General features: G+C 41.1%; 19 protein-coding genes and 1 riboswitch. Of the genes, 18 read left to right on the top strand and 1 reads right to left on the bottom strand.

Features of this window, described 5'->3' with window-relative positions:
• Nucleotides 1–113 precede the first annotated feature (113 nt).
• The 18 genes from ACPUYX_RS13450 to ACPUYX_RS13535 all read left to right on the top strand — a co-directional run bounded on the left by ACPUYX_RS13450 (nt 114) and on the right by ACPUYX_RS13535 (nt 24,556).
• The gene (locus ACPUYX_RS13450; protein ID WP_426380153.1) at nt 114–461 is read left to right on the top strand and encodes a cupin domain-containing protein; all 348 of its coding nucleotides are present in this window, start codon (nt 114–116) and stop codon (nt 459–461) included.
• Nucleotides 462–775: 314 nt separating this feature from the next.
• Nucleotides 776–2,176: a TerD family protein gene (locus tag ACPUYX_RS13455; RefSeq protein WP_426380154.1), complete on the top strand. Its 1,401-nt coding sequence runs from the start codon at nt 776–778 to the stop codon at nt 2,174–2,176.
• A 51-nt stretch (nt 2,177–2,227) separates the two neighbouring features.
• Nucleotides 2,228–2,635 (top strand): TIGR02328 family protein, encoded by a 408-nt coding sequence (locus ACPUYX_RS13460; protein WP_426380155.1) that lies wholly within the window; start codon nt 2,228–2,230, stop codon nt 2,633–2,635.
• 146 nt (nt 2,636–2,781) lie between these two features.
• Nucleotides 2,782–3,744 carry a DMT family transporter gene (locus ACPUYX_RS13465; RefSeq protein WP_426380156.1) on the top strand — a complete coding sequence of 321 codons (963 nt, stop codon included), beginning with the start codon at nt 2,782–2,784 and terminating at the stop codon, nt 3,742–3,744.
• Between the two features lie 98 nt (nt 3,745–3,842).
• Nucleotides 3,843–4,181, top strand: coding sequence for an arsenate reductase family protein (locus ACPUYX_RS13470; protein WP_426380157.1), 339 nt, complete (start codon nt 3,843–3,845; stop codon nt 4,179–4,181).
• A 35-nt stretch (nt 4,182–4,216) separates the two neighbouring features.
• On the top strand, nt 4,217–6,691 hold the full coding sequence (locus ACPUYX_RS13475) for a YceG family protein (protein WP_426380158.1): 2,475 nt from the start codon (nt 4,217–4,219) through the stop codon (nt 6,689–6,691).
• A 125-nt stretch (nt 6,692–6,816) separates the two neighbouring features.
• A complete protein-coding gene (locus ACPUYX_RS13480; RefSeq protein ID WP_088224997.1) occupies nt 6,817–7,941 on the top strand; it encodes a toxic anion resistance protein in 1,125 nt (374 codons plus the stop codon).
• Nucleotides 7,942–8,453: 512 nt separating this feature from the next.
• Nucleotides 8,454–8,825: a MarR family winged helix-turn-helix transcriptional regulator gene (locus ACPUYX_RS13485; RefSeq protein ID WP_426380159.1), complete on the top strand. Its 372-nt coding sequence runs from the start codon at nt 8,454–8,456 to the stop codon at nt 8,823–8,825.
• Between the two features lie 230 nt (nt 8,826–9,055).
• Nucleotides 9,056–11,077, top strand: a complete 2,022-nt coding sequence (locus tag ACPUYX_RS13490) for an FAD-dependent oxidoreductase (protein WP_426380160.1) — start codon at nt 9,056–9,058, stop codon at nt 11,075–11,077.
• Between the two features lie 231 nt (nt 11,078–11,308).
• The gene (locus ACPUYX_RS13495; protein WP_426380161.1) at nt 11,309–13,222 is read left to right on the top strand and encodes a DNA gyrase/topoisomerase IV subunit B; all 1,914 of its coding nucleotides are present in this window, start codon (nt 11,309–11,311) and stop codon (nt 13,220–13,222) included.
• A gap of 21 nt (nt 13,223–13,243) precedes the next feature.
• Nucleotides 13,244–15,670, top strand: a complete 2,427-nt coding sequence (gene gyrA, locus ACPUYX_RS13500) for a DNA gyrase subunit A (RefSeq protein ID WP_426380162.1) — start codon at nt 13,244–13,246, stop codon at nt 15,668–15,670.
• Between the two features lie 76 nt (nt 15,671–15,746).
• Entirely contained in the window at nt 15,747–16,016 is a 270-nt protein-coding gene (locus ACPUYX_RS13505) for a hypothetical protein (protein WP_426380163.1), read from the top strand.
• 598 nt (nt 16,017–16,614) lie between these two features.
• Nucleotides 16,615–18,060: an LTA synthase family protein gene (locus ACPUYX_RS13510; RefSeq protein WP_426380164.1), complete on the top strand. Its 1,446-nt coding sequence runs from the start codon at nt 16,615–16,617 to the stop codon at nt 18,058–18,060.
• 354 nt (nt 18,061–18,414) lie between these two features.
• On the top strand, nt 18,415–19,800 hold the full coding sequence (locus tag ACPUYX_RS13515; protein ID WP_426380165.1) for a cytochrome ubiquinol oxidase subunit I: 1,386 nt from the start codon (nt 18,415–18,417) through the stop codon (nt 19,798–19,800).
• The gene (gene cydB / locus ACPUYX_RS13520; protein ID WP_426380166.1) at nt 19,791–20,795 is read left to right on the top strand and encodes a cytochrome d ubiquinol oxidase subunit II; all 1,005 of its coding nucleotides are present in this window, start codon (nt 19,791–19,793) and stop codon (nt 20,793–20,795) included. The genes ACPUYX_RS13515 and cydB overlap by 10 nt, the downstream gene beginning before the upstream one ends.
• Before the next feature lie 114 nt (nt 20,796–20,909).
• Entirely contained in the window at nt 20,910–22,664 is a 1,755-nt protein-coding gene (cydD, locus tag ACPUYX_RS13525) for a thiol reductant ABC exporter subunit CydD (RefSeq protein ID WP_426380167.1), read from the top strand.
• Complete coding sequence (gene cydC / locus ACPUYX_RS13530; protein ID WP_426380168.1) at nt 22,652–24,379, top strand: thiol reductant ABC exporter subunit CydC; 1,728 nt, start codon at nt 22,652–22,654, stop codon at nt 24,377–24,379. The genes cydD and cydC overlap by 13 nt, the downstream gene beginning before the upstream one ends.
• Nucleotides 24,380–24,391: 12 nt before the next feature.
• Nucleotides 24,392–24,556: a hypothetical protein gene (locus tag ACPUYX_RS13535; RefSeq protein ID WP_426380169.1), complete on the top strand. Its 165-nt coding sequence runs from the start codon at nt 24,392–24,394 to the stop codon at nt 24,554–24,556.
• A gap of 177 nt (nt 24,557–24,733) precedes the next feature.
• On the opposite strand, the gene ACPUYX_RS13540 is transcribed toward ACPUYX_RS13535, so the two are convergent.
• A complete protein-coding gene (locus ACPUYX_RS13540; protein ID WP_426380332.1) occupies nt 24,734–26,062 on the bottom strand; it encodes a DNA recombination protein RmuC in 1,329 nt (442 codons plus the stop codon).
• A gap of 294 nt (nt 26,063–26,356) precedes the next feature.
• A riboswitch (TPP riboswitch) is annotated at nt 26,357–26,470 on the top strand.
• The last annotated feature ends 122 nt before the right edge of the window (nt 26,471–26,592 follow it).

Here is a 26,592-nt window from a genome sequence, read left to right on the forward strand (position 1 = left end):
AAACTTTATGTTGAGAAAATAGTCTGTAAAATTAAAATCGGGAAATATTCCTTAATCTAAAAGAGGATATGATATAATTATTCGGTAATCAAATCAAAGGAGAGTGACATTAAATGTTAAAACATGGAGATTCCCTAAAAAAAGAAACAGTTTTTGAACGCTTCGGGGGAAAAGGAGAACTCCAAATAACTCATTTGCTTAATGTTGATGAATTTAATGGCAAGGGAAGACTATTTGCCAAAAATGTACTCCTTCCTGGGGCGTCTCTTGGCCTTCATGAGCATGTCGGAGATTTTGAAACTTATGTCATTCTCAGCGGGGAAGGCCTTTTAAATGACAATGGAGAGCAAAAATCTGTCAAACCCGGAGATGTGATTATTACTCGCAGCGGCGAAAAACATGCTATTGAAAATACGGGGAACCAGAATTTAGAGTTTTTAGCTCTAGTCATTTTTGACTAGATTTCCGATGGATACTTACTTTAAAGACGGATGCTTGTTATTTTGCTAAAACATAAGAATATCTAGAGAATATCTGGCAAAACTTCAAAAGAAAGTGGATGAAACGCTCCTCTTGTGGTGGTGGACAGTTTAAATAGAAACTGTTTATTTTACTACAAGGAGGAGCTTTATATGTTTTAAGTTACTTTTCAATGCAGCTTAACGAGCTAGATAGTTTTAGCATAATGTTTGCATGGCCTTGGTTTTATATGGTAAACTTCATTTAATTTAGTTAGGATTTTGACGTTTTTTAAATAGAAAGGCAGGGAAAGTAAATGGCCGTTAGACTTAGTAAAGGGCAAAAGGTCGATTTGACTAAAAGCCATCCGAATTTGCAAGAAATTATTGTTGGCTTGGGGTGGGCTCCGAATGTTTCTAAGAATAGTTATGATTATGATTTAGATGCTTCAGCTTTTCTGTTAAGTTCCAACGGACTTGTCAATGATGAAAAGGATTTGGTTTTTTATAATAACCCATCTGGTGGCCAGGGTTCTGTTAAACATAGCGGCGACAATAAGAAAGGGTCTGGAAGCGGAGACGATGAGCAGATCCGAATTAACCTTCAAGCTGTGCCATCATATATTGAAAGAATTGCCTTTACGATTACCATCAATGATGCTCAACTAAAGAGACAAAGCTTTGGCGATATAAAAAGCTCTTACGTTCGAATTATTAATGCAAACACCAATGAATTATTGCTAAATTATGACTTAGGTCAGGATTTTTCAGTCGAAACAGCGATTGTAGCTGCTGAGCTATATCGCCACGGCGGGGAATGGAAATTCCATGCCATAGCAAGTGGGTTCCAAGGTGGTTTGGCAGCCCTCTGCCGAAATTTTGGGTTGGATGTTGAAGAAGATCAACCGGCAACAAGTAGAAACCTTAGTAATGGAAGAAATTTCTCTTCAGGTAATTATGGAAATAGACAAGAGACCAGTGCCGATCATGCAAATTATGGGAGTTCTTATGCGAGCACACCGTATGGACAGACAAACTATCCTTCCTCTGAACTATCCCGAAATTCAGGGTATCCACAGGATCATGGCGGTCTGACTTGTCCGCGCTGTCATTCGACTCAAATAACAGCAGGAAAGAAAGGATTTGGAATTGGCAAAGCTTTCGTAGGGGGCATTTTACTAGGGCCCGTTGGCTTGCTGGCCGGTTTTATTGGCAGCAGAAACATGGAATTTGTTTGCTTGAGCTGTCGAGAACGTTGGAATGCGGCAAGTAATACCAATACTGCTCAGTGGCTCCAACAACAAACGGAAAATGCCAGAAATGTCGTTAATAAGTATATGGGCAAAGACCTTACTGATGCTCTGGTGGCTGGGAGTGCCTTGGTCGCTATGGCAGACGGAGTAATCGATCCTTCAGAACGAGAGAAACTCATAGACTATTTCAGGACCAGTCAAGAAATGCGCGGTATAAATATTCGAGATGTTGACAGTCGATTTACCGAATATGTTCAAAGAATTAAAAATGACCCCATGTTAGGTAAAGTCGAAGCATTGAGAGCTGTTGGCAAAGTCGCAAATAAACCCGAAGCAGCCCGTTTAGTTGCCCGACTATGCTGTGCCATCGGTTTTGCTGATGGAGAATTCTCACCGGTCGAAAAGAATGTCGTTAGCGAAATATGTCGGGAAGTTCACTTAGATCCCGGAGAATTCATTTATTAAACGATCATGTTTCAAAGTTCATTCTTATAGCAGCTAAGGAAGGGTGGTTCAATGCGGCTCTGGCATCAAGATCTATTACCCTTCTTGCCTCGCGCCCAACTTCTTGGACAACACCGTGAGTGCTGCGCTTTGCGAGGCAAAGGGTGGGGAAAAAAGCATTCGACAGTCGATTATGTTTTTGCTTACAACGTCGAAAAACTTGTAAGCTTTCATCGTCTTGTTCTTAAAGAAATGGAACGCCGAGGATACAACCCAGATCAGAAGTGGTATGGCCCTGAATACCGAGGTAAAAATATTGGACCCTGGGCCGGTCTTGCGCTGAGAAAATTAGATATTCCGACATCCGCTCATATTTACACTGAACATAACAGGGCATACTTAGAAGAATGTTTAGAAAATCTTAGACAGAAAGGGATAGAGCTTAAAGTGCCTTTTAAAGAGGATTCTTGTCCTCCATAACGTTATATTATACAATAATGTTATGGTAATGGTATAAACAAATTAACGCATACCATAAAAACGTTTAAAATAGTAAAAAGCAATATAGAGTTGTATTTCTAGACAAAGGATAAACCTAATAACAGACTTTTTTGAGGAGGAAAGCTTTGAAAGCCATTATTTTGGGTGTTTTAGCATCATTTTTTTTTGCTTTCACCTTTGTGCTTAATCGGGCAATGAATCTGGCAGGAGGCAGTTGGGTGTGGAGTGCTGTTCTTCGCTATGAGTTTATGGTGCCTCCGCTGTTTTTAATTGTTCTTCTCCGGGGAAATTTGAAAATACTTGTTTTGGATTTGGTAAGAAGGCCTTGGTTATGGCTTGGTTGGAGTACTGTTGGCTTTGGCCTGTTTTATGCTCCTTTATGTTTTGCCGCTGCTTACGGGCCTGCTTGGTTAGTGGCAAGTACGTGGCAAATTACGATTGTTGCTGGTTCTTTACTGGCCCCATTTTTTTTTGAAGTTGTTTCTTCAGGCAATGGGCTACAAAAAGTACGTTCGAGAATTCCCGTGAAAGGTCTATGGATTTCCCTAATCGTACTGATAGGGGTCGCTGTTATCCAATGTCAGCAAATTCAACATCTAGCCCTACGGGAGCTCCTGCTTGGGGTGCTTCCGGTCATTGCAGCGGCTTTCGCCTATCCCTTAGGTAATCGCAAAATGATGGCAGTTTGCGGGGAACGTTTGGATACCTATCAAAGAGTTCTGGGAATGACATTAGCAAGCCTTCCGTTCTGGCTGATCCTTTCTATCTATGGCTATATGAGTGCTGGACTTCCTAGTCATCAACAAGTTATTCAATCATTGATTGTAGCTCTGTCGTCCGGTGTAATTGCTACTGTCCTCTTTTTCACAGCAACTGATCTTAGCCGAGGCGATCTTCATAAACTTGCCGCAGTTGAAGCAACTCAGTCCGGTGAAATCATTTTTTCGCTCTTGGGAGAGATATTCATTTTAAAGGGAAATTACCCCAGCATCATATCAATTATCGGTATTGGACTTGTGATTCTTGGCATGACGCTTCATAGTTTCAATTCTGGAATAAGAAGGAAAGATGAATCTGTCTCATTATGAATGCTTGCTTGGTGTAAGTGTAAGTATCAGTTCATTGGATTAATGCCATAATTTAAGCAGATGCATTTTAGGAGAATTACAGTAAGGGGAGCTAAGGAATGACTATCCAAATCTTTGGCGTCAAGAAATGTTTTGATACCAAAAAGGCAGAACGCTATTTTAAAGAGAGAAGAATTTCTTATCAATTTATTGATTTAGCACAATTTAGCTTAAGTAAAGGCGAACTGCAAAGTGTTAAGTCTGCAGTTGGTTTAAATAATTTAATTAATTCTGAGGCCAAAGATTATAAACTATTAATGATGGACCGAATTATTACACCCCAGGGCAAGGAAGAGATGTTATTGAAGCATTCGAGCCTTTATCAAACACCGATTGTACGTAATGGAAAATTGGCAACAGTAGGATATAAACCGGAGGTATGGGACTCTTGGGTCTAGGACAAATCATGGCTTTTCTAAAGAGGTGAAATAGGGTGGAGACAAGCCAAAATGATCAAATGATGTTGCTGGAAATTGAAAAACTTTTTAAGGATCTACTGTCTCCTTTGCAGGAAAGAGAAGGGGGTTCAGCCGCTTACTTCTACCGAATTGTCGGCTGCGATAATCAGAAAGAATTATTAAGTCGAGTCGCTAGTTTTGCAGAAAGACTTCAATCCACGGATAATTTTAAAATTTGGGACATGGTAATTCCCTTGCCGAGTGATCAAAAAATTATTGAAAGGATTAAGGGGATTTTGGAACCAATTTCCCTTAAAGATTATAACAATGGGGCTCTTCTCAATGTTCTTGATGGTAAAGGTTATTTCTCCCTAACGATAGATTATTTGAGTTCTCAAACCATTCGCGAGGCTATTGCGATTGTAATTAATTTGTATATGGTTAATGATCAACCGAAAAATATTAGCATCGCTATGAATTTTGTGACAAAAATTCTGCTTTGGTACACTGATTTTGCTCAGTTTTGCCAAAAAGCTCGGACTAAGCCTAAAATTCTCTTTTGGGGAAGCCCTAAGACCCATGAAGTATACTTCCTAATTTTAGTGTTCCTGCTTGGCTGCGATGTCATCATAATTAATACAACCTTTATTGACCGATTTGACAATGTCGATAAGCAAAATCATTTTTGTCTGCCTATAAAATTATCCCAAGAAATACCCCTTCCTTCTTTTCCCCAAAGACGGCCGGCGCCGGAAGCCCGTCCTAAAAACATCTCAACTATACAATCTCCTAAGAAGGCAGTGTCAGGGTCCTCCAATTTAATCTCTAAAATAAAAACTGATCCTGCAATCGTGGTAAAATTGAAGCATTCAGATAATCCTTTGCAAGATATCCTTCTTCCGTTATCTAAACGCAGTGGGTATATTTCTGGACAGTTTCCCATTTTACCGACATTATTTACACGTTATATCGGTGTGTCTGTTTCTTCGGATGATTGGCAAGCAGAATACTATAACGACCTCTATAATTTAGACCGAACCTTACAACGTTCGGGTTATTATCTGAAGTTTCTTGAGGGCGTTCCTGCTCCTACACCAGTGGAAAGTTCCTTAATTCCGGAGCAATTTGCTCATGGTTCCTTTGAGACTCGCGAGGATATCTTAGAAAAGATTCTTCAAGCTAATATTTTGCCTCAGATAAAAACCCCAATCTTTGATAATACGCTTAAACAATCATTTATCGATACGGTAAGTCTATTTTGTGATAGCCAATCGCATTTCACGTCTTCAATTTTCTTGAATTTTTGTTTAAAGCTCGTAGTATGGATTAACCGCTATCTGCCCAAACTGCTGGAAGGAAGAGATCCCTTGCCGCAAGATGGGGAGGGAGGAATTCTTCAGGAACAATGTTTTAAAATTCTCTTTTATGGCCCGATCAAACTTCATGAAGTTTATTTATTGAACTTTTTTCATAGGATCGGAAGCGATGTACTCTTTATTCATTCCGAGTTAGATGGTGATTCGGCGTTCAAAAATTTCGACAATAATGGTACAATGACTCAAGTGATCAGAAACTTAAATAGTCTACAATTAGTGCCATTTCCTCTAAAAGAACAATTAATTCGCAAAAGTACTGTGGCGTATAATGCCTCAAGAGAAATTGAAGAGGTTATTTACAGTGAGGATGTTGGGCTATATAAACCTTGGCAATTCGAACATTACTTGACTCAACCAATTACTCTGAAAACAACCTATGATGAACTGAAGATACTTTGGCAGGAAGCAGCTAAAATAAGACCTGAATTCAAAGTTCAAAATCATAAAGTCTATATTCCCAATCTCTTCGCTAAGATTAATGGAATTCATGAGGATTTAACAGCCTATTGGCAAGACCTGAAAACTTTTTCCCAGGCAGCAAATACGCATTTAATCAAAGCTCTACCTTTTTGTAGAGTGACCTATTCCAGACAGGAACTTTATCAAGCCAATTATTTATTTAATCCTCAAGGTTATCTCGATGAAGATAAAGTTATGAAAAGTCAACATTATAAATTCACGTATCTGAGAACACCTTTGCAGCGGTTTTTGCTTTCTAAAATCAACGAACTTCTGTTTTCCAATATGTTTCTTTTCCAAATTGATGAACGGATGAAATTAAAGATTTTAATGACAGTCCTGACCATGGATGATTCTTTGATCAAGCTCATAGAAACTTTCGATTTTCCCCAAGAAATTCCCAAACTTATTGTTTATGATGCTAATAAAGAAAGTTTTTCGGAATTTGACGCGATATTAATTGCTTTTCTGAATTTAGTTGGCCTGGATATTCTTGTTTTTACGCCTACTAAGTATAATACCCTTGAACAATTAATCAGGCCAAACCTTTTTGATGTATTTCAGATGCCTTTGTTGAAATATGACCTTGATCTCCCGGAACTATACAATATTCCTACTCCTTCAACTCATAAGCAAGGGTTTTTCTCGAGATTTTTTAATAGTAATAAGCTATAGTACAGTTGATCAAGGGTGGAAATATACGAGACAAGAGATTATGATTTTATAGAAATTAATTAGAGGTTGTAAAAAAATTGGTCATGAGAGGCTCTTAATTAAGCAGGAAATGAGGTATAAAGAACATGGAAATCCAAGGCTTTACAACGACATTGACTGAGGACAAAAGTTTAGTTCCGGCGCCCGTTCCAGAGTTTAATGTTGAACAAACTAAAAATGAAATTATGGCTAAGGTTAAAGAAAGCCCGGAAGTACGCAGTATTGTTCGCCAAATCAATATTGAAGATGTTAGTTCAATTATGAGCTTTGGGAAAAATACTTCGGAAGAGGTTTCTAGATTTGCAGATGCTATTTTGCATTCTATGCAAACTACGAAAGTTGAAGATTCAGGTGAACTCTTGCTGCAGCTGAATAAAATTATGGACAAATTTGATATTAAGGACTTTGAAGAAAAATCGCCGGGATTTTTAGCAAAAATGTTCTCTAAAGCTAAAAACTCTGTAGAAGCTTTGTTCCATAAATATAACTCTATGGGTGATGAAGTAGATAAAGTCTTTGTCACCCTAAAACAATACGAAGCGGAAATCAATACTGCAAACAAACATTTAGAAGACATGTTTATGAGAAACACAGAATATTATGAGCAGCTGGGTCAATATATCTATGCCGGTCAAGTCGTTCTGGCTGAGCTGAAAAACAATATTATTCCTACCGCTCAGGCTGCGGCTAATCAGACAGGCAACCAGCTTGATCAAATTAAGGTTAATAACCTCTTGCAAATACAAGAGATTATGGAACAGAGAATTTATGATTTACAGCTGGCTGAAAATGTTGCAGTTCAAAGTATGCCGACCATTAAATCTATTGAATATGGCAATTATAATTTAATCCGTAAGATTAACTCAGCTTTTGTGATTACTATGCCTATTTTCAAACAATGTTTAGTTCAGGCAATTATGTTAAAACGACAATCGGTCCAGGCTAAGGCGATGAGCGCTTTGGATGAAAAGACGAATGAACTTCTGCTCCGCAACGCAGAAAACACAGCCCTGCAGTCTAAAATGGTTGCTAGGTTAGCGTCGGGAAGTTCAGTAAGTATTGAGACTCTGGAAAAATCCTGGCAAACAATCGTTAAAGGGATAGAAGAGACCAAAGCTATCCAAGATGAAATGAGGCAAAAACGTATAGATGGCACAAAACGTTTAGAGGTTTTGAAACAAGACTTTATTAATCGCGGGATTATTCGTTGATCATAACCGGCAATTCAAAATAGCAGACAACCATAATGGAAAATCACTGATGATGAAAGAAATTAACGGGCCGATCCAATAAATCGTGCCCGTTAATTTTATCAAAAAGTAAAAGTTCCTAATACTTCATTTTTTTGGTTAAATCTTTTTAAATCAGGTTGAATTGTCGTTAGTATAATACTTTCCAAATAAGCTGTTGAAGTGAACTCGTTCAGCTAATGCTGAACATCGAGGCTTCGATGACGAAAGTGTCCGTGGACACTTTCGCCGGAAGCGCCTAGCCCATAACAAATGCTATCGCGCTGAAGGGTGGACTGGATCAAATCAGCATGCAGTATTTTGAAAATTTAAAATATGCCTTGAAACTTCCTTAACTCAAAACTATAATGGTATTACAATTATTTGTATACCATTAATTATAATACCAACAAAATGGAGGTCTGAAGGTAAAAATGATCACCGATAATTCATGCGGTCCCTCAAAATATATTTGTTATAAGCTGAGTCGTGTTATGAGAAAAATATATCGTTATTACGAGAGTAATCTTTCTCCCTATGGTATTACTCCATCTCAGTTTTACGTCTTGACCGTAGTTTGGGAGAATGACGGACTTAAGTTTAAAGATCTTGCTAAACGTTTAGAAATGGATGGGTCGACACTGACTTCTATCTTGGATCGCATGGAGAGGCAAGACTTAGTAGAGAGGAGGGACGATCCCGAAGACAGACGGTCACTATTAGTTTGTCTCAAAGAAAAGGCGCGTGCAAATATCTTGGAAATCACTAACCTTGCAGAAACAATGGATCGAGAGATCAAAGAGCGTTTTTCCAGAGAAGAATACGCTATTTTTGAAAAGGTTTTGGAGAGGCTTTTCCAAGATTAGGACAAATTATAGTTGCTCTAGAAAGGAACCCCGATGTTCAGCTTTAGCTGAACGAGTTCACTTAATATTGTCATTAATTGATACTTCAGTTGATACATCGTTGTGTTAGGTTTTATGGACAGATGCCGATTAAGGTGTGGACGAAGATACAGACAATGCAAGAATGGAAAAGGTTTTACCTAATGACAATACCTGACATCTATTTTAGATAGAAAAAGGAGGATTACAGGATGTCTCGATTGTTTTCTCCTGCCAAGATAGGAACCCTTCAACTGCGTAATCGTCTGATCATGACTCCGCTGCATTTGGGGTACTGCCCGGAAGGCGAAGTTACGGATCGACTAATTGAGTTCTATCGAACTCGCGCCCGCGGAGGTGTAGGTTTGATTATCGTGGGTGGTTGTGGCATAGATAAAATCGGCAACGCCTTTGGCATGCCGCAGCTGGATGAGGATCGCTGTATACCGGGACTGATTCGTTTAGTTGAGGCAGTACACTCCGAAGGAGCAAAAATTGTACCACAGCTCTACCAAGCAGGTCGTTACGCTAACTCAGCCCATAACGGTCAATCTCCCGTAGCTCCTTCAGCGATCCCGTCTCGGCTTACAGGCCAACCCCCCCAGGAATTGACACAAGAAAAAATATTAGAAATTATTGCATCCTATAAAAGCGCAGCTAAACGTGCCCAGGCAGCAGGTTTTGACGGAGTTGAAATATTAGCTAGTGCCGGTTACTTAATCTCTCAGTTTCTTTCTCCCTTAACGAATCTACGTAAAGATCGTTACGGTGGAAATCTTCAGGCTCGAATGACCTTTGGTTTAGAAGTGGTTGAAGCTGTTCGCCGAGCTGTTGGAGCGGATTATCCAATAGTCGTTCGGGTTGCGGGCAATGATTTTATGCCAGGAAGTCATACAAATCTCGAATCGAGAGCTTTTTGTCAGGTTCTTGAAAAAGCGGGGGTCAACGCACTTAATGTGACAGGGGGATGGCATGAAACACCCGTACCTCAACTTACCATGAATGTCCCGCCTGGAGCCTTTACCTACTTAGCTGCAGGGATTAAACAAGCGGTTTCAATTCCCGTCATTGCATGCAATCGGATCAATACTCCGGAGCTTGCCGAGAAGATTCTCCAAGAAGGTAAAGCGGATTTCATTGGCATGGCCAGGCAGCTCATGGCTGATCCTGATTTCCCGAATAAAGTCATGCAAGGAAACCTGGAAGCCATTCGTCCTTGCATCGCTTGCAATCAAGGGTGTCTCGATAATATTTTTCGTTTAAAACCGGCTGCTTGCTTAGTCAATGCTGAAGCCGGACGTGAAGCTGAGTTAGGATCAATTCAGCCAACATTGAACCCCCATAAAATTCTAGTGATTGGGGCCGGGGCTGCCGGACTGGAATATGCTCGAGTTTCAAGTCTTCTTGGGCATAAAGTTACTGTATGGGAAAAAGCTGAAAAATCTGGGGGACAATTGACACTAGCCGCTGCTCCTCCGGGACGAAAAGATTTTCTTTATCTCAGCAGGTATTTGCAGTCAGCCTGTAAACAACAAGGAGTACAGATTGAATTTGGTGTTGCGGCTACGCCGGGCATGATTCTGGAAGCGGTAAAAAAAGACATGTTTAATCAAGTTATCATCGCTGCCGGGTCTATTCCTATCAATCCGCCGCTTCCCAATCAGGGACATAAGAACGTTCTTCAAGCTTGGGATGTATTGGCTGGCCGTAAAACAACTGGTCAGAACATAATAATTGTTGGCGGCGGTGCAGTTGGGGTGGAAACGGCTCTCTTTTTGGCAGAACCATCTGCCTTGGATGATGAAAGCCTTCGCTTCCTTATCTTGCAGCAAGCTGAATCTGACAAAGAACTATACCGCTTATTAACCCAAAGTAACAAGAAAATTACATTGCTGGAAATGGCCAAGGGAATTGGCAGAGACATCGGTCCAAGTACGCGCTGGTCAATGCTTGCCGATTTGAAACGCTATGGCGTTAAATGTATGGACCAAACGAAAGTTTTAGAGATAACAACAGATGGCGTGCTGATTGAACGCGAAGGGGAACAACGTCAAATTCCTTGCGATACTGTGATTCTGGCTGTGGGCTCTATCTCTCAGAATGAACTATACCACGCTTTGCTGGGAAAGATTGAAAGATTGAGTTTGATCGGAGATGCCTTAAATCCTCGTAAAGCATTAGATGCTATTCATCATGCCTATCAGGAAGCTCGAGCCCAGAGATCAGGAGAATAATTTTGCCTCGTCTCAATCTCCACTTGATGGAGTGGGGGTTTTAGATGGAGATACGCAGTCCTTATATATTGATTTGTTCAGATAACTAATACTGTCTCTGAGTAAAAACTGTAGTTATCAGTACAGTAATGCTCAGAGTTTTTTTATTAAAGTAACTGGACAAGGAGCAGAAATAGGTGTTATTGTACATAATGTCAATAGTAGAGTAAAATCACTACGGAGGTGAACTGTTTGTCAGCAGCGCAGTATAATGCAGAATCCATACAAGTATTAGAGGGCCTGGAGGCTGTACGCCGCCGTCCGGGCATGTATATAGGTTCCACGGGAAGCAAAGGGCTTCATCATCTTGCTTATGAGGTTATTGACAATGCTATTGATGAAGCGGGAGCAGGTTTTTGCGATCGAATCTCGGTTACCCTTAATCGGGATGGTTCAATTACGATTGAAGACAATGGGCGGGGAATTCCCGTTGATATTCATCCGGGGAAAAAAATCTCCGCAGTGCGCTTAGCTTTTGAAACTTTGCACGCTGGTGGTAAATTTGGCGGAGATACTTATAAAACATCGGGCGGATTACACGGAGTTGGGGCAAGTGTTGTCAATGCCTTATCAGAGTATTTAACGGTACAAATTAAAAGGGATGGCAAGCAATATCAAGTTGAATATGTTCAGGGCGGGGACTTAAAATCTGATTTGAAAATTATTGGCAGGAAATTAAAAGGTACCGGAACAACGGTAACCTTTAAACCGGATCCTTTGATTTTTAAGGAGACTACGGTTTTTAAATACACTACCTTGCGCAGCCGCTTAATGGAGTTATCCTTTCTAAATAGGGGATTGACGATTATACTTACGGATACCAGGGGAGAGCTGAAGACCGAGACCTTTTTGCAACAACAAGGGATTGTTGGTTTTGTTGAACATTTAATGAAAGAGGCCGGAGTATCACCTGTCCATAAAAAAACCATCTATTTTACCGGAGAGAAGGACGAGGTCATTGTTGAATGTGCTTTGCAGTATAACGACGGTGAAGATGAATCCTTGCACTCCTACGTTAATAACATACCTACGGATGAGGGAGGAACCCACGAATCGGGTTTTCGTACCGCTTTAACTAAAGCATTCAACAATTACGGGCGCAAAAATAACCTTTTCAAAAAAGATGAGAGTCTCATCGGGGATGACCTGCGGGATGGTCTAACCTGTATCTTATCTCTTAAAATCAAAGAGCCTCAGTTTGAAGGACAAACCAAAACAAAGCTTTCTAATCTGGAGGTTGAAGGGATTGTTCAATCCTTAACAAACGAGGGTATAAGTCAGTTTCTCGAACAAAACCCGTCGATTGCTAAACAAGTAATTAACCGCACCTTAACAACATGTTTAGCTCGCTTGGCTGCTAAAAAAGCGAAAGAATTAAAAAAGAAGGCCCGAGATGCAGAGGTTAAAGCTTTAAGCGGTAAACTTGCTGCCTGCAGCGGTAAAGATAAAACTCGCAATGAACTATTCTTAGTAGAAGGAGACAGCGCCGGCGGCTCAGCTAAAATGGGGAGGGACCGGCGTTTTCAAGCTATACTTCCCTTGCGGGGCAAAGTAATTAACACGTATCGGGCGAAATTAGATAAGATCCTGGAAAACGAAGAGATACGCAGTATTATTACGGCAGTAGGTTCAGGGATTGGCAAAGAATTTGATTTGGAAAAAGGCAATTATGCTCGTGTTTGTATCATGACAGATGCCGATATTGACGGAGCTCATATTCGATGCCTTTTGTTAACCTTTTTTTACCGTTACATGAAGCCTCTCATCTTAAATGGTCGAGTCTTTATTGCCCAATCTCCTCTTTTTAAAGTGGAAAAAGAACGGGGCAAGATTATCCGCTATGCCTATGATGAAGAAGAATTAAAAAAAGAGCTCAAAGAATTAGGAAAAACAGCCAAGATTGCACGTTACAAAGGGCTTGGTGAAATGAACCCCGAACAACTTTGGGAAACAACTCTGAATCCTGCTAATCGACGCATGATTCAAGTAACTATAGATGACTCATTGGAGGCAGAACGTAAACTGAGAATTCTTATGAGTGAACAGGTCGAACCGCGGCGGGATTTTTTGATGGAAAATATTGTTTTTACAGATGATGATATGTAACGTGAAAGGGGGAGTATCCCAATGAGTGTAACTGAAGAAACGATTAGTCAACGTCCATTGGAAGAAGTCCTGCCTGAATCGTTTTTAGGCTATTCCAAACATGTAATTTTGCAGAGAGCCGTTCCGGATGTCCGGGATGGATTAAAGCCTGTACACCGCCGAATACTCTATTCTATGGACGAAATCGGCATGTCTCCTGATAAACCCTATAGCAAGTCGGCCCGCCTTGTTGGTGATTGTATGGGAAAATATCACCCCCACGGCGATTCTTCGATCTATGAATCTGCTGTCCGTATGGCCCAGCCCTGGGCTATTCGTTATCCTTTGGTTGACGGTCAAGGGAATTTTGGCTCAATCGATGGGGATAATGCAGCCGCCATGCGTTATACGGAAATGAGAATGACCCCTTTAGCTCAACTAATGACCCAAGATCTTGATAAAAACACCGTACTTTTTAAAGCAAATTATGATCAACGGCTCAAAGAGCCCGTTGTTCTTCCCAGCCCTTTTCCCAATCTGTTAATTAACGGAGGGTCAGGGATTGCCGTTGGTATGATGTCGAATATTCCTCCTCATAATTTAAGGGAAGTTGTTGCTGGGTTGATCCTGCAAATTGACCGACCGGACATTACTGTCGAGGAGCTCCTGGAAAAAGTGAAAGGTCCTGACTTTCCTACAGGTGGGTTGATCATAGGTACTCAAGGAATTATCAGCGCTTATAAAACCGGCCGCGGAAAAGTGACCATGCGCGGTAAAGCTGTGATAGAGCAAGGTAAAAACGGCAAAAGTTTAATTGTCATCACTGAAATTCCTTTTCAAGTCAATAAATCAACCTTAGCATCTAAAATCGAGGCCCATGCTGATTCGGGAAAAATTAATGGGATTAGTGAGGTTCGAGATGAATCGGATCGTGAAGGAATTCGTTTGGTTGTGGAATGCCGTAAAGAGGCGGACCCCCTCGAAATTTTACGCAATCTTTATAAATATACCCAGATGGAGGAGACATTTGGGATCATCAATCTTGTTATTACAGCGGATGGAACACCCAAAGTTTTAGGGTTGCACGAGATTAATAAGGCCTTTATTGAACATCGCAAAATTGTGGTTACGAAGCGAACCGAGTTTGATTTAGAAAAAGCCAAAAAGCAGATTCATCTTCTTGAAGGCCTGATGATTGCGATTAATCATCTTGATGAGGTCATTGAGATTATCCGTTCCAGTAAAACGCCGGCACTTGCCAAAGCGGCGCTTATAACAAGATTCGAGCTCTCGGAAATACAATCACAAGCAATTCTCGACATGAAGCTCCAGAGCCTCACAAACTATGAACTGGAAGGAATACGAACTGATTATGAAAATACCTTGCAACTGATATCAGAATTAGAAGGAATCCTGGCTGATGTGGTTAAGGTCTATCAGATTATTAAGCGGGAACTCAAAGAAATCGCCGATAAATATGGTGATGAACGGCGCACACTTATTTTGCCTGAGGAAATGAGAAACGAGTTTGACCTCAGTTCCTTTGAGGAAACGGAACATCCCTTTGAACTAATTCTGACCCAGCAGGGTTATATTAAACGAATTCCTTTACCGACTAAGAACCTTAAATCAGTACCGTTATTATCCTTTAAAGATGGGGATAGTGTCTCTATAAAAGTCCCGGCCACAGATCAAGAAACACTATATTTCTTCACCCAACTTGGTAATTTTTATAGTATCAAAGCCAAGACGGTACCAGAAGCCGGGCCAAAAGAGAAAGGCTGCCCACTTAATAATCTGCTGCAGCTGCAAGCTCAGGAAACCATTGTCTCAATTGCAGCTCTAAAAGAAGGGGCAGATCAGAGCAGTCAGAGTTACTTTGTTTTTGTAACGCAAGAAGGACAAGTGATGAGGAGTCCGGTTAAGGACTTTGTTCATGCTCGCAGCTCAGATGCTATGGGACTTAAAGAAGGAGATCGTTTAATTAAAGTATTTATGGGTTTTGATCAAGGAGAGTTATTCCTTGCCACATATAATGGTCAAGGGATTCGTTACCCCTTGACGGATATCAACCCAATGGGCCGTAAAGCGCGTGGTATTAAAGGAATTACCTTGAACGAAGGGGATCGGGTTGTCGATGCATTATTACTTGTATCCTCACCGGATGGTTCTTTAGGCGACCTGGTAACCCTAACTGAGCGAGGATTTGTCAAACGGACATCCTTTAATGAGTTCAAACCTCAGGGAAGAACCGGCAAGGGAATCGGAATTACTAAAATTAACCCGGCTAAGACAGGTTTTCTCATTGGTATCACTCATGCTAAAGCGGCTGATGCTTTAGAAATTCTTCAAGTCAACGGGGAGATTACAAAACTGGATCTGAACAATTTAAAAACTGAGTCTCGGACCAAATACGGAATACAATGGATACCTGTTTTACAGAATAATTTAACCGTTAGGATGTTTTGAGAAGAGGATTTGCATAATGCCTATAACGGCGCAACATACTAAAGGGTAAACAAGAGGTAAAACGGGAGGAATAACGATGGAAATTTACGATGTTACAGTTAATGGCTCGGGATTTGATCCTGAATATAACTTTAACAATTATGCTTTAACTCTCGTCTTCCAAAACAACGGCTCAGAGAAAACTGTTAGAGCAAATTTGCGCTATTATCCTGCAAATCACGAATGGGATCTCAATCCGATTTTTTATGAGTATTCTGTTGATGAAAAAAAAGAGTTAATAGCCCAAATTATTAAAAATGAGAATTTCCAAACTGTCTTTGAGGATCGTCCGAATACTTTAATGTAACTAGAAAGACCAACTATTTTGCTCTGGGAAGGAGGGCGTGTCATACACAAACTCCTTCGCGAAAAAAAGAGGAATTTTCGGATATTTCTTGAATATTTCAATTGTGTCTAAATATATAGTAAAGGATTGATATATTCTGTCACAACATGAGGAACCATTAATCTACAATCCCTTAAATTTGCCGCCATCTCAAACTCAGGGATTTCTGGAAAAACGGCAGAGATTTGGACTCGTGCAGTTCCTGAAGAACAACATATTACTTTTCACCATGACCTTTACACTTTTAATAAAGTTTATTTTGTTTCTTGGCTTAGTTAATAATGATGATTCCTCAAAATTCAGCTTTATGAAGGCATTTTTTAGTTTTAGTTCAACTCCGCCCATCCTTGTCTATATTTCCATGATCCTGATACCTTTAAGCTTTAGTTTCTTATTCCAGGGGCGGGCACGCTTTTGGTTCCTGCAGTTTTGCAATGGCTTAATAACCCTATTATTAATCTCTGATTTGATGTACTATCGAGGATTTAATAGTTTTATTTCCCCCTATATCTTTAGTCAGACTACAAATCTCGACAATTTATCAAATAGCATTATTTCTATGCTTCGTCCCATTGATGTTGTTATGATCATAGATCTTGTAATATATCTTGCCCTTGGCCTCGGTAAAAAAACATTTTATCTCCATAGGACTCGAAACGGAATAGCCTTTTTACTGACATTGCTGCTGCCTATTACTTACATCTATTATCAGCATTATCAGCTTGATCTTCACGGAAATAAGAAAACAATGCTATTTAGAGTTTCTTGGTCTCCTAACCAAACGATGTCTAATTTGTCGCCTTTAGGTTATCATGCATTTGATTTATATAATTTTTATAAAAATAAGAATATCCAACCGGCTACCCCACAGCAAACCGCTGAAATCAAGAACTGGTTTAAGGAAAAGCAAGAAAATCTGCCGCCAAACCAATATTTCGGTATGTTTGCCAATCAGAATCTTATCGTGATTCAAGTAGAGTCACTTGAGAATTTTGTCATTAAGCAAAAAATAAATGGGCAGGAAATTACTCCAAATCTTAATAAATTATTAGCGAACAGTTTATATTTCTCTAATTTTTATGAACAAGTGAATAATGGGACGAGTTCCGATGCTGACCTTATGACCAACACTTCCGTATATCCCATCCGAACTGGGGCTGCCTTTTTCCGTTTTCCCAATGATACCTATAATTCTTTGCCCAAAATGTTGGCCAATAAAGGGTACGCAACGGTAGCTATTCATCCCGACAAGGGGTCCTATTGGAATTGGATGCCCGCTCTGAAGTCTATAGGTTTTGAAAAAACCTTGGATTCAACTCACTTTAAGGAAACTGAGAAAATTGGCTTAGGGATCAGCGATGGAAGCTATTTAAAGCAAATCGCACCAATTATTGAAAATGAGAAACAGCCTTTCTACAATTTTATGGTCACCTTAACGAGTCACAATCCTTTCGATCTGCCCGCTCAATACCGAACTCTCAAGTTAAGTGATGACTTAAACAAATCCAAGCTAGGGGGATATTTCCAAAGTGTCCATTATACCGACGAGCAACTCGGAAATTTCCTGAATACTTTGGACCAACGAGGAGTTTTGGATAATTCCGTAGTGGTTATTTATGGGGATCATACCGGTGTTCATAAATATTATGATGATGAAGTTAAGCAAGTACAGCCCCAAGAAAGCTGGTGGCTTGATGACAGCAAACGAATTCCTCTGATCATTTTTCATAAAGGAATGAATGGGCAAGAGCTTAAGATCACCGGGGGACAGATTGATACTATGCCGACAATAGCTTCTTTAATGGGTATTAGTGAAAAAACGTATCAAAACACTGCCTTTGGACGAAATCTCTTAAATACGCATAAGAATTTTGCTGTTTTGGCTAATAAAGAATACGTAGGACAAGCTTCCTCAGAGACTGAGGAAAATCAAGCAATAGCAGGTATTGATTTAGCAGATCTTGTTGTTGAAAAGAACTATTTTAAAGGACAAGGTTATAAATAATTTGAGAACCATTTAAAGAATAATATGCCTAAGTCAGTTGGGAATTCCGGGCTGGCTTAGGCATTATTCGTTTCGACATTATCTCTGTTGACGAATTTATTTATAATTAGTATAATAACAATGAAGTAAATAATACATATACAAAAACAAACTAGTTTAATCTGATCTAATCTAATCTAATCTAATTCATTCATCAGATTCATCCAACGACCAAACCAAACTTCTATCAATGAACTTATCTTACTAAACTTTAATCATTAACGAAGGATAAGGAAATGAGGTGGTAAATTGTATAAAGATGCTTATGTCTGAATAAGCGTAGTTTGAGTTAAAAATGAAAGCGGAGGTGCAGCGATGACTCAACTAATATTATCTAGATTACAGTTTGCAGTTACAACATCCTATCATTTTTTATTCGTACCCTTGACTTTGGGGCTTGGAGTATTAGTTGCTCTGATGGAGACCTGGTATGTAAGAACAGGCAATGAGACTTATAAAAAAATGACTAAGTTTTGGGGTAAATTATTCCTGATCAATTTCGCCATGGGCGTTGTCACGGGGTTGGTTCAAGAGTTTCAATTCGGTATGAACTGGTCTGAGTATTCCCGCTTTGTCGGTGATATTTTCGGGGCACCTTTAGCCGTTGAAGCCTTGCTAGCCTTTTTCTTGGAATCAACCTTTTTGGGAGTATGGGTATTTGGTTGGGATAGATTGCCCAAAAAGGTACATTTGCTTAGTATCTGGTTGGTAGCTATCTCCTCGAATTTATCAGCACTTTGGATTTTAATTGCCAACTCTTTTATGCAGGAGCCTGTAGGTTATGCTTTGCGTCATGGCCGGGCGGAAATGACAAGTTTCCTGGCTTTAGTGACCAACCCCCATGTTTTCTATCAATTTCCACATACCGTCTTAAGCGGTTTTGTTACAGCAGCCTTTTTCGTGATGGGAATTAGTGCTTATCATCTAATCAAAAAGAACCATCTGGACGTATTTCGCCGTTCTTTTCATATGGCCGTAGTTTTTGGAATAATTAGTACTTTCGGAGTCGCCGGTATCGGGCATTTACAAGGCATGTATCTTGTGAAGGTTCAGCCTATGAAGATGGCCGCAGCAGAAGCACATTGGGAAACTGAAAATCCCGCCGGCTTGTTGCTTTTTGCCTCTATTGATGAGCAAGGGCATAAAAATACGTCCCAACTTGAAATTCCCGGCATGTTGAGTTTTCTTTCTTATGACAGTTTTACTGGGGAAGTTAAAGGAATTAATGAACTTCAGGCTGCCGACGCGCAGCAATATGGACCAGGAAACTACATTCCGCCTGTAACTTCTCTGTTCTGGAGCTTTAGAATTATGCTTACTGCCGGTATGTGGCTGGTCTTAATGTCTCTTTTAGGTTTGTATTTCTATAAATCTAAACGCTTAGAACAAAAGACTTGGTTTTTAAAGCTTTTGCTTTTTACAATTCCTGTTCCCTATATTGCCAATACTTCCGGTTGGTATATGGCAGAAGTCGGCCGTCAGCCCTGGATTGTCTATGGTCTGCAGAAAGTGGAAGCAGCTGTTTCGACTTCCGTACCTGCGACGTCAATGCTCATAGCTCTGATCGGTTTTGCCCTGATCTATTCAATCCTAGCTGTTGCCGATGTTTATCTCCTCGTTAAATTTATTAAACAAGGTCCTGAAGAGGCAAGCCCGGAGACACTGAATCATGAAATGAAGGGGGCGTCATTATGGACTTAAATAGTCTGTGGTTTATCCTAATCGCTGTTTTGTTTGTCGGTTTCTTTTTCCTCGAAGGATTTGATTTCGGAGTAGGCATCCTCTTGCCTATTCTGGGAAAGAATGATGTAGATCGCCGCCAAATTATTAATACCATCGGTCCCCATTGGGATGGCAATGAAGTCTGGATGATTACGGCGGGGGGAGCCATATTTGCAGCGTTTCCCAATTGGTATGCCACCTTATTCAGCGGTTTCTTTCTCGCCTTGTTTTTAGTCTTAGTGGCCTTGATCATCAGGGGAGTGGCTTTTGAGTTTCGCAGCAGTCATTCAAGCCCCGGCTGGCGTACCTCTTGGGATTGGGCAATTTTCACCGGGAGTATTTTATCGGCCATTCTCTGGGGGGTTGCTGTAGCCAATCTCATTAAGGGAGTTCCTATTGATGCGAAGATGCAATACGTCGGAACGTTCTTTGATCTCCTTTCTCCCTATACAATTATCGGCGGTTTAACGACACTTTTTGTTTTCGTCTTTCATGGTGCTCTGTTTCTCAGTCTTAAAACTACTGGGCAAATGGCTGAAAAGGCTGCAAAAACAGCCCGAAGTGTTGGCTTATTAGCTATTCTCATCGTCCTAATCATGGCAGGCTGCACGTACTTCCAAACAGGACTATTTTCCAGCCTGGGGGCTGGGATCACCTTGTTATCCTCGGGTATTACGCTTATACTTGCCAATGTCTTATTGCGTTCGCAAAAGGTAAAAGCTTCTTTTGTCCTGAATGGCTTGACAATCCTTTTATTTACTGTTGCAATGTTCTGGGGACTTTTCCCTCACGTTATGATTTCAAGTTTAAATCCGAATTGGAGTTTGACAATCTATAATGCCTCTTCCAGTCCTTATACGTTGAAAATCATGACTATCGTAGCTTTTACCATGGTTCCTATCGTCTTGCTTTATCAAGGCTGGACTTACTGGGTCTTCCGCAAACGGGTCACTGAAAAAGACTTACACTATTAAAAATACGCCTGAGGGCCTGTTCTCCATGCATTCCTTTATGTCGACTGTGAATGCCATAGAAAACTAAGCCCTCATTTTTCATTTAGTCACGCTAAGGTTTAGGAGATGAACGGCATGTTTGATAAGCGACTAATAAATGAAGGGAGGCAAGTGAAGGGGTACCTTATACTTACCGTTGGTCTGAGTGTCGGAATTTCACTCCTGGCCGTTGCCCAAGCTTGGTATTTTTCTCAAATTGTCGCTAAAGTATTTCTTGGCAAGGCGCCCTTTAAAGCTGTTGAATATGCTTTGGTCTTAATTCTGGCCATAGTCATCGTTAAAGCTCTCTTTCAGTGGTTAAGCGAAGTATGTGCCCATGAAGCAGCCTTGCGTGTTAAAAGTGGTTTGCGGCAGCGATTGCTGCAGAAGATATTCGCTTTAGGTCCTTTCTATGTTCGGGGAGAAAAAAGCGGTGAAGTAATTTCAACCATAGTTGGCGGAACAGATGCTCTTGAAGATTATTTTGCCAAATATTTGCCTCAGCTTCTCATAGCGGTCGGTATCCCGCTGATCATCTTAGTCTTCGTTTTCCCCTTAGATTGGGAATCTGGTTGCATTCTTCTTTTAACAGGACCACTGATTCCCCTCTTTATGGTACTGATCGGCAAATTAGCTGAGAAAAAGTCGTTGCAGCAGTGGCAGCGTTTGAGTTGGATGAGCGGACATTTTCTGGACATTTTACGAGGAATCACTACTATAAAACTATTTGGACGGGCTAAAGATCAGATTAGAGTTATTGCCAGGGTCAGTGAATCCTTTCGGGAATCAACACTGAGTGTGTTGCGAATTGCCTTTTTATCGGCCCTTGTTCTTGAATTTTTGGCGACAATGAGTACCGCACTTGTTGCAGTTGCGATTGGCTTAAGACTTGTTTACGGTACACTTTCTTTCTCTTCCGGGTTGTTTCTTTTATTACTTGCCCCTGAATTTTATACTCCTCTAAGAACACTTGGCTTAAATTTTCATGCTGGACTATCCGGAATAAATGCTGCTGAAAGGATTTTTGAGATTTTAAACGTGCCTCAGCCAAATCTTATCATCGAGCCTAATTCCAATATTTGTCATTCAAGGATTTTTTCAGACGATTATCAGATTAAGTTTGATCATGTTACCTTAACCTATGAGCAGGAGGATACTCCGGCATTACAAGATATCACTGTATCTTTGAATTGCCGGGAAACTATTGCCCTTGTCGGCCCCAGCGGGGCAGGGAAGACCTCTTTGATTCAACTTTTAATGGGCTTTATTCAACCCTCAGAAGGTCAAATTTTTGTAAATGGAGAAGTGCTTCAGGCCATCTCACCCAATATTTGGCGGGAACAGATCGGCTATGTTCCTCAAAATCCCTATCTCTTTGCCGGCAGCATTATAGAAAATATTACCCTTGGAAAACCCGAGGCGACCATGAGCGAAGTCATCAAGGCGGCGGAGGCAGCTAATGCTCATGAGTTTATCCTGACATTTCCCCAGGGGTATCACACTATCCTGGGTGAAGGTGGGTATCGTTTAAGCGGAGGTCAAGCTCAAAGAATTGCTATGGCCAGAATTTTTTTAAAAAATCCACCTCTGCTTATCTTCGATGAACCGACGTCTTCTTTAGACCTCGAGAGTGAAAAGGCTGTTCAGGAAGCTCTCTGGAACTTAGCACGGGGGAAGACCGCTATTATCATCGCTCATCGGCTTAATACCATTCGTCAGGCAAATCGTATTCTTGTCTTGGATCAAGGCCGCATCGTCGAAGCGGGCAACCATGATGTTTTAATGATAAAACGGGGGCTGTATTATCAGCTTGTTCAGAAAGCAAGAGGGCTCGCACTATGCAAAGAATAATCTGGTTAATTCGTTTGCTGATTCCTTATTGGCCAAGAATACTGCTAGCCTTATTCTTAAGTGTGTTTACTGTTACCAGTCATATTGGTTTAATGGCCGCGTCGGCTTATCTTTTGGCGCGAGCTGCTCTGCATCCTCCCATTCTGGATTTGATGGTAACCATCGTAGGAGTACGCTTTTTTGGGCTGTCGCGCGCTGTCTTCCGCTACCTGGAACGTTATTTGTCCCATGATGTGACATTTCGTGTTTTAAGCAGAATCCGGGTAACATTTTATGAACAAATCGAGCCACTCGCCCCGGCTCGTTTAAGCCACTTCCGCAGTGCTGATCTTCTAAGCCGAATTGTTGGGGATGTAGAGACACAGCAGAACTTTTATCTTCGAGTTTTTGCCCCGCCCCTTGTAGCTTTCTTAGTTCTGTTGGGATATGGTATCTTTTTAGCGAGGTTCGATGTTCGTTTTTCCTATATTCTTGCTGCCGGTTTCTTAATGGCGGGACTATTGCTGCCTTGGCTCATTAAGATACTGGGACAGGGTATCGCAACTCGGATTATCTCTCTTAAAGCGGAATTAAATACCCAAGTTGCTGACGGTCTCTTGGGAATGACCGAACTATTATCTTATAATCAGGTCAGAAAACACTTGCACAAAATTGAACAGACAAATGACAGGATAATCGAGCATGAGCGTAAACTCATGAAGCTTTCAGCACTTTCCTCATCGCTGATTGGACTGATTGCCAATCTTGGCATGTTGTCTGTTCTCGTCTTGGGAATTCTGCTTGTGGAAGCAGGGAGGTTAAAGGGAGTTGATTTAGGAATGCTGGCTCTTGGAACGTTTAGCAGCTTCGAAGCAATTTCCCCACTAGCCTTACTCCCTCATTATTGTGAACAAAACCTTGCGGCGGCCGATCGTTTGTTAGAGCTAATAGAGAACAAACAAGAGCTAAATGATAACGGCAATCTTCTTCCCCAAGGAGATAATTTAGATTTGCGTTTCCAAGATGTGAGCTTTCGTTATGACCCTGCTGAACCTTGGGTTCTGAAAGATTTGGCTTTTGCCATTCCAAAGGGAAGCAAAACGGCAATCGTCGGACCGAGCGGAGTGGGAAAAACCAGCATCATCAACCTTGTCCTAAGATTTTGGGAACCTGAGAAGGGCAAGATATTCCTTGCTGAACACTCCTTGCCGGAATACGATTTAGAACGACTGAGGGATTTATTCGCTGTCGTTTCTCAACAGACCTATCTTTTTAATGCAACGATTAAAGAGAATCTTCTTTTGGCTAAACCGTCGGCCACGGATCAGGAACTGATTGAGGCTGCTCAACAGGCCCAGCTCCATGAATTCATCCTGTCCTTACCCCAAGGTTATGATAGTTACGTCGGTGAAGGCGGTTTAAAGCTCTCCGGCGGGCAGAGACAGCGTTTAGCTATTGCCCGTGTCTTATTAAAGAACGCGCCGATCATAATTCTCGACGAAGCATTTGCAGGCCTTGATTCGATTACTGAAGGCGAGGTACAAAGGGAAGTCTTTCATCTTCTGGAGGGGCGAACAATAATTTTGGTAACTCACGACATCTTAGGTTTAGAGAACATGGACGAGATTTTGCTGCTCGGCAACGGAAGAGTAATTGAACAGGGGACGCATACAGAGCTTCTTCAATTTGGGGGAGTTTATAATGAATTATGGAAACGGGCAAGATTTATTAGTTAAGGTTAACGTTAAATGACACTATCGAATGAAATGAGCTATTTTACGATGGCTCATTTACTTTTTACGGGTGATTTTAACCCTATTAATGAATTCGCTAGTGAACTCGTTCGGCAAAACAAAACATCGTGGCTTCGGCTGCGTAAGTGCCCTGTGGACACTTACGCCGAAAGCGCCTAGCCCATAACAAATGCTATCGCGCTGAAGGATGGGCTTTACCCCGACTGAAACAAGGTATGGGAACTACCCCCACTTGAAGTGGGAGTCTCACGATTAGTGAATTCGCTGAAAAATTATCTCTTAAAGATTAAAAGTGCTGCCAATTTTTTAAAAAGAAACTGACAGCACTGAACCCTATTAGTCTTCAATATTACTTTCATTCTGTTCTAAGAGCAGATTTGTTTCGTTTACTGGCAGCGATTGAACGGTTTTGAGTTTTCGAACAATGGTGCGCGATTTTTTCGTTGCCGAATCAATAGTATTACTTGCTTCTTGAAGCTTTTTCTGGGTTTTTTCAAGGATCTCCACAAATTTCCCAAATTCCGTTTTGACAGCACCTAAGAGGTTCCAAACCTCACTCGATCGTTTTTCAATGGCTAAGGTTCTGAAGCCCATTTGTAGACTGTTAAGAAGTGCAGCGAGAGTCGTTGGACCGGTAATGATCACCTTATATTCTCGCTGCAGGAATTCACATAAACCCGGGCGCCGCAAAACTTCGGCATATAAGCCTTCAACAGGCAGAAACAAGATGCCGAAATCCGTTGTGTGGGGCGGATCGATATATTTATCATGAATACTTTTGCCTTCCGACTTAAGGCGATTCTCCAGGGATTTGCCAAACTCTTCAACCTGCGGGACATTTACCTTTTCTTGTGCTTCCAGCAATCGTTCATAGTCCTCCAAGGGAAATTTTGCATCAATGGGTAACCAAAGGACACTATCCTGATCATCTCGTGACGGTAATTTAAGGGCAAATTCAACGCGGTCATTGCTTCCGAGTTTTGTCGGGACATTGGTTGCATATTGTTCGGGGGTAAGGACTTGTTCAAGCAAATTCCCCAGTTGAATCTCACCCATAATGCCTCTGGTTTTTACATTTGCTAAGACTTTCTTTAAATCCCCAACACCGGAGGCTAACGTCTGCATTTCCCCGAGTCCTTTATACACGGCTTCAAGCCGCTCACTGACTAATTTAAAGGATTCTCCCAATCGCTGCTCAAGGGTAGCACTGAGTTTCTCATCGACGGTGGCGCGCATTTGGTCTAATTTATGAGCGTTATCCTGTTGAATCTGTGTAAGCCGTTCTTCGACAGTATGACGCAGTCGTTCCAATTTTAAATCAGTGGTTTTAGTTAGGGAGCCTAATTGATCTGAAAAAATATCCAACTGATTGCGCTGGAGGGAAGCAATCTCCGCCATGCGAGTCAAAACTGAATCGTTGAAGGAATGAAGGGTTTGGCTTAGTTCTTCCCGCACCTGACGTGAGTTGAGCATTGATTCTTCGCGATTTTTAGAGATTTCACCATGAACTAAGCGTTCGCTGCGTTCAAGGCCCTTCTCCAATACCTCGAATTTTCCCTGGAAATGGTTCGCTGAATTTTGAGAAGAGCGAAATACTAAGAGAATAAGTAAGAGTAACGAAATACTTACCAGAACTATTAAGGTCATAAGTAAAGGATCTCCCATTGAAATGCCTCCTAAGTTTAAATCTGTAATTACAATAACAATAACACACTTGTAAGACATTTCGCGGTTATTCTCGTATTTTAATAATTTCATTTATCCCCCCCTGGACTGCCAAGTGTCTCTGAAGCCATGGATGGCGAGAAGAGACCGCCGGTCATGGACGACCAAGTGTCTCTGAAGCCATGGATGGCGAGAAGAGACCGCTTCCTAAAAATAAATCGTAAATCATGGTTTGCCCCTGAGTTCACAGAGTTGACTTTCGATTTCGAGCGTGTTAGATTTTAGAAAAACATAAGCACAGAGCGGGGGAGCTGGAAAGGCCGGCTGAGATTTAGACCCTGGAAAGTCTAAGACCCTATAAACCTGATCTGGATAATGCCAGCGTAGGTAAGCAGTTACTCTTTTTGGTTAAATAATTAAGAGCTTAACTCCTATTCTGGAGATAGGCTCTTTTTATTTGAAAGAGTGAACTCGTTCAGCTAAAGCTGAACATCGGGGCTTCGGTGGGGGACTCTACCCCCACCGAAGCG

The sequence above is a fragment of the Desulfosporosinus sp. SYSU MS00001 genome, assembly GCF_049943955.1.
GTDB lineage: Bacteria > Bacillota > Desulfitobacteriia > Desulfitobacteriales > Desulfitobacteriaceae > Desulfosporosinus.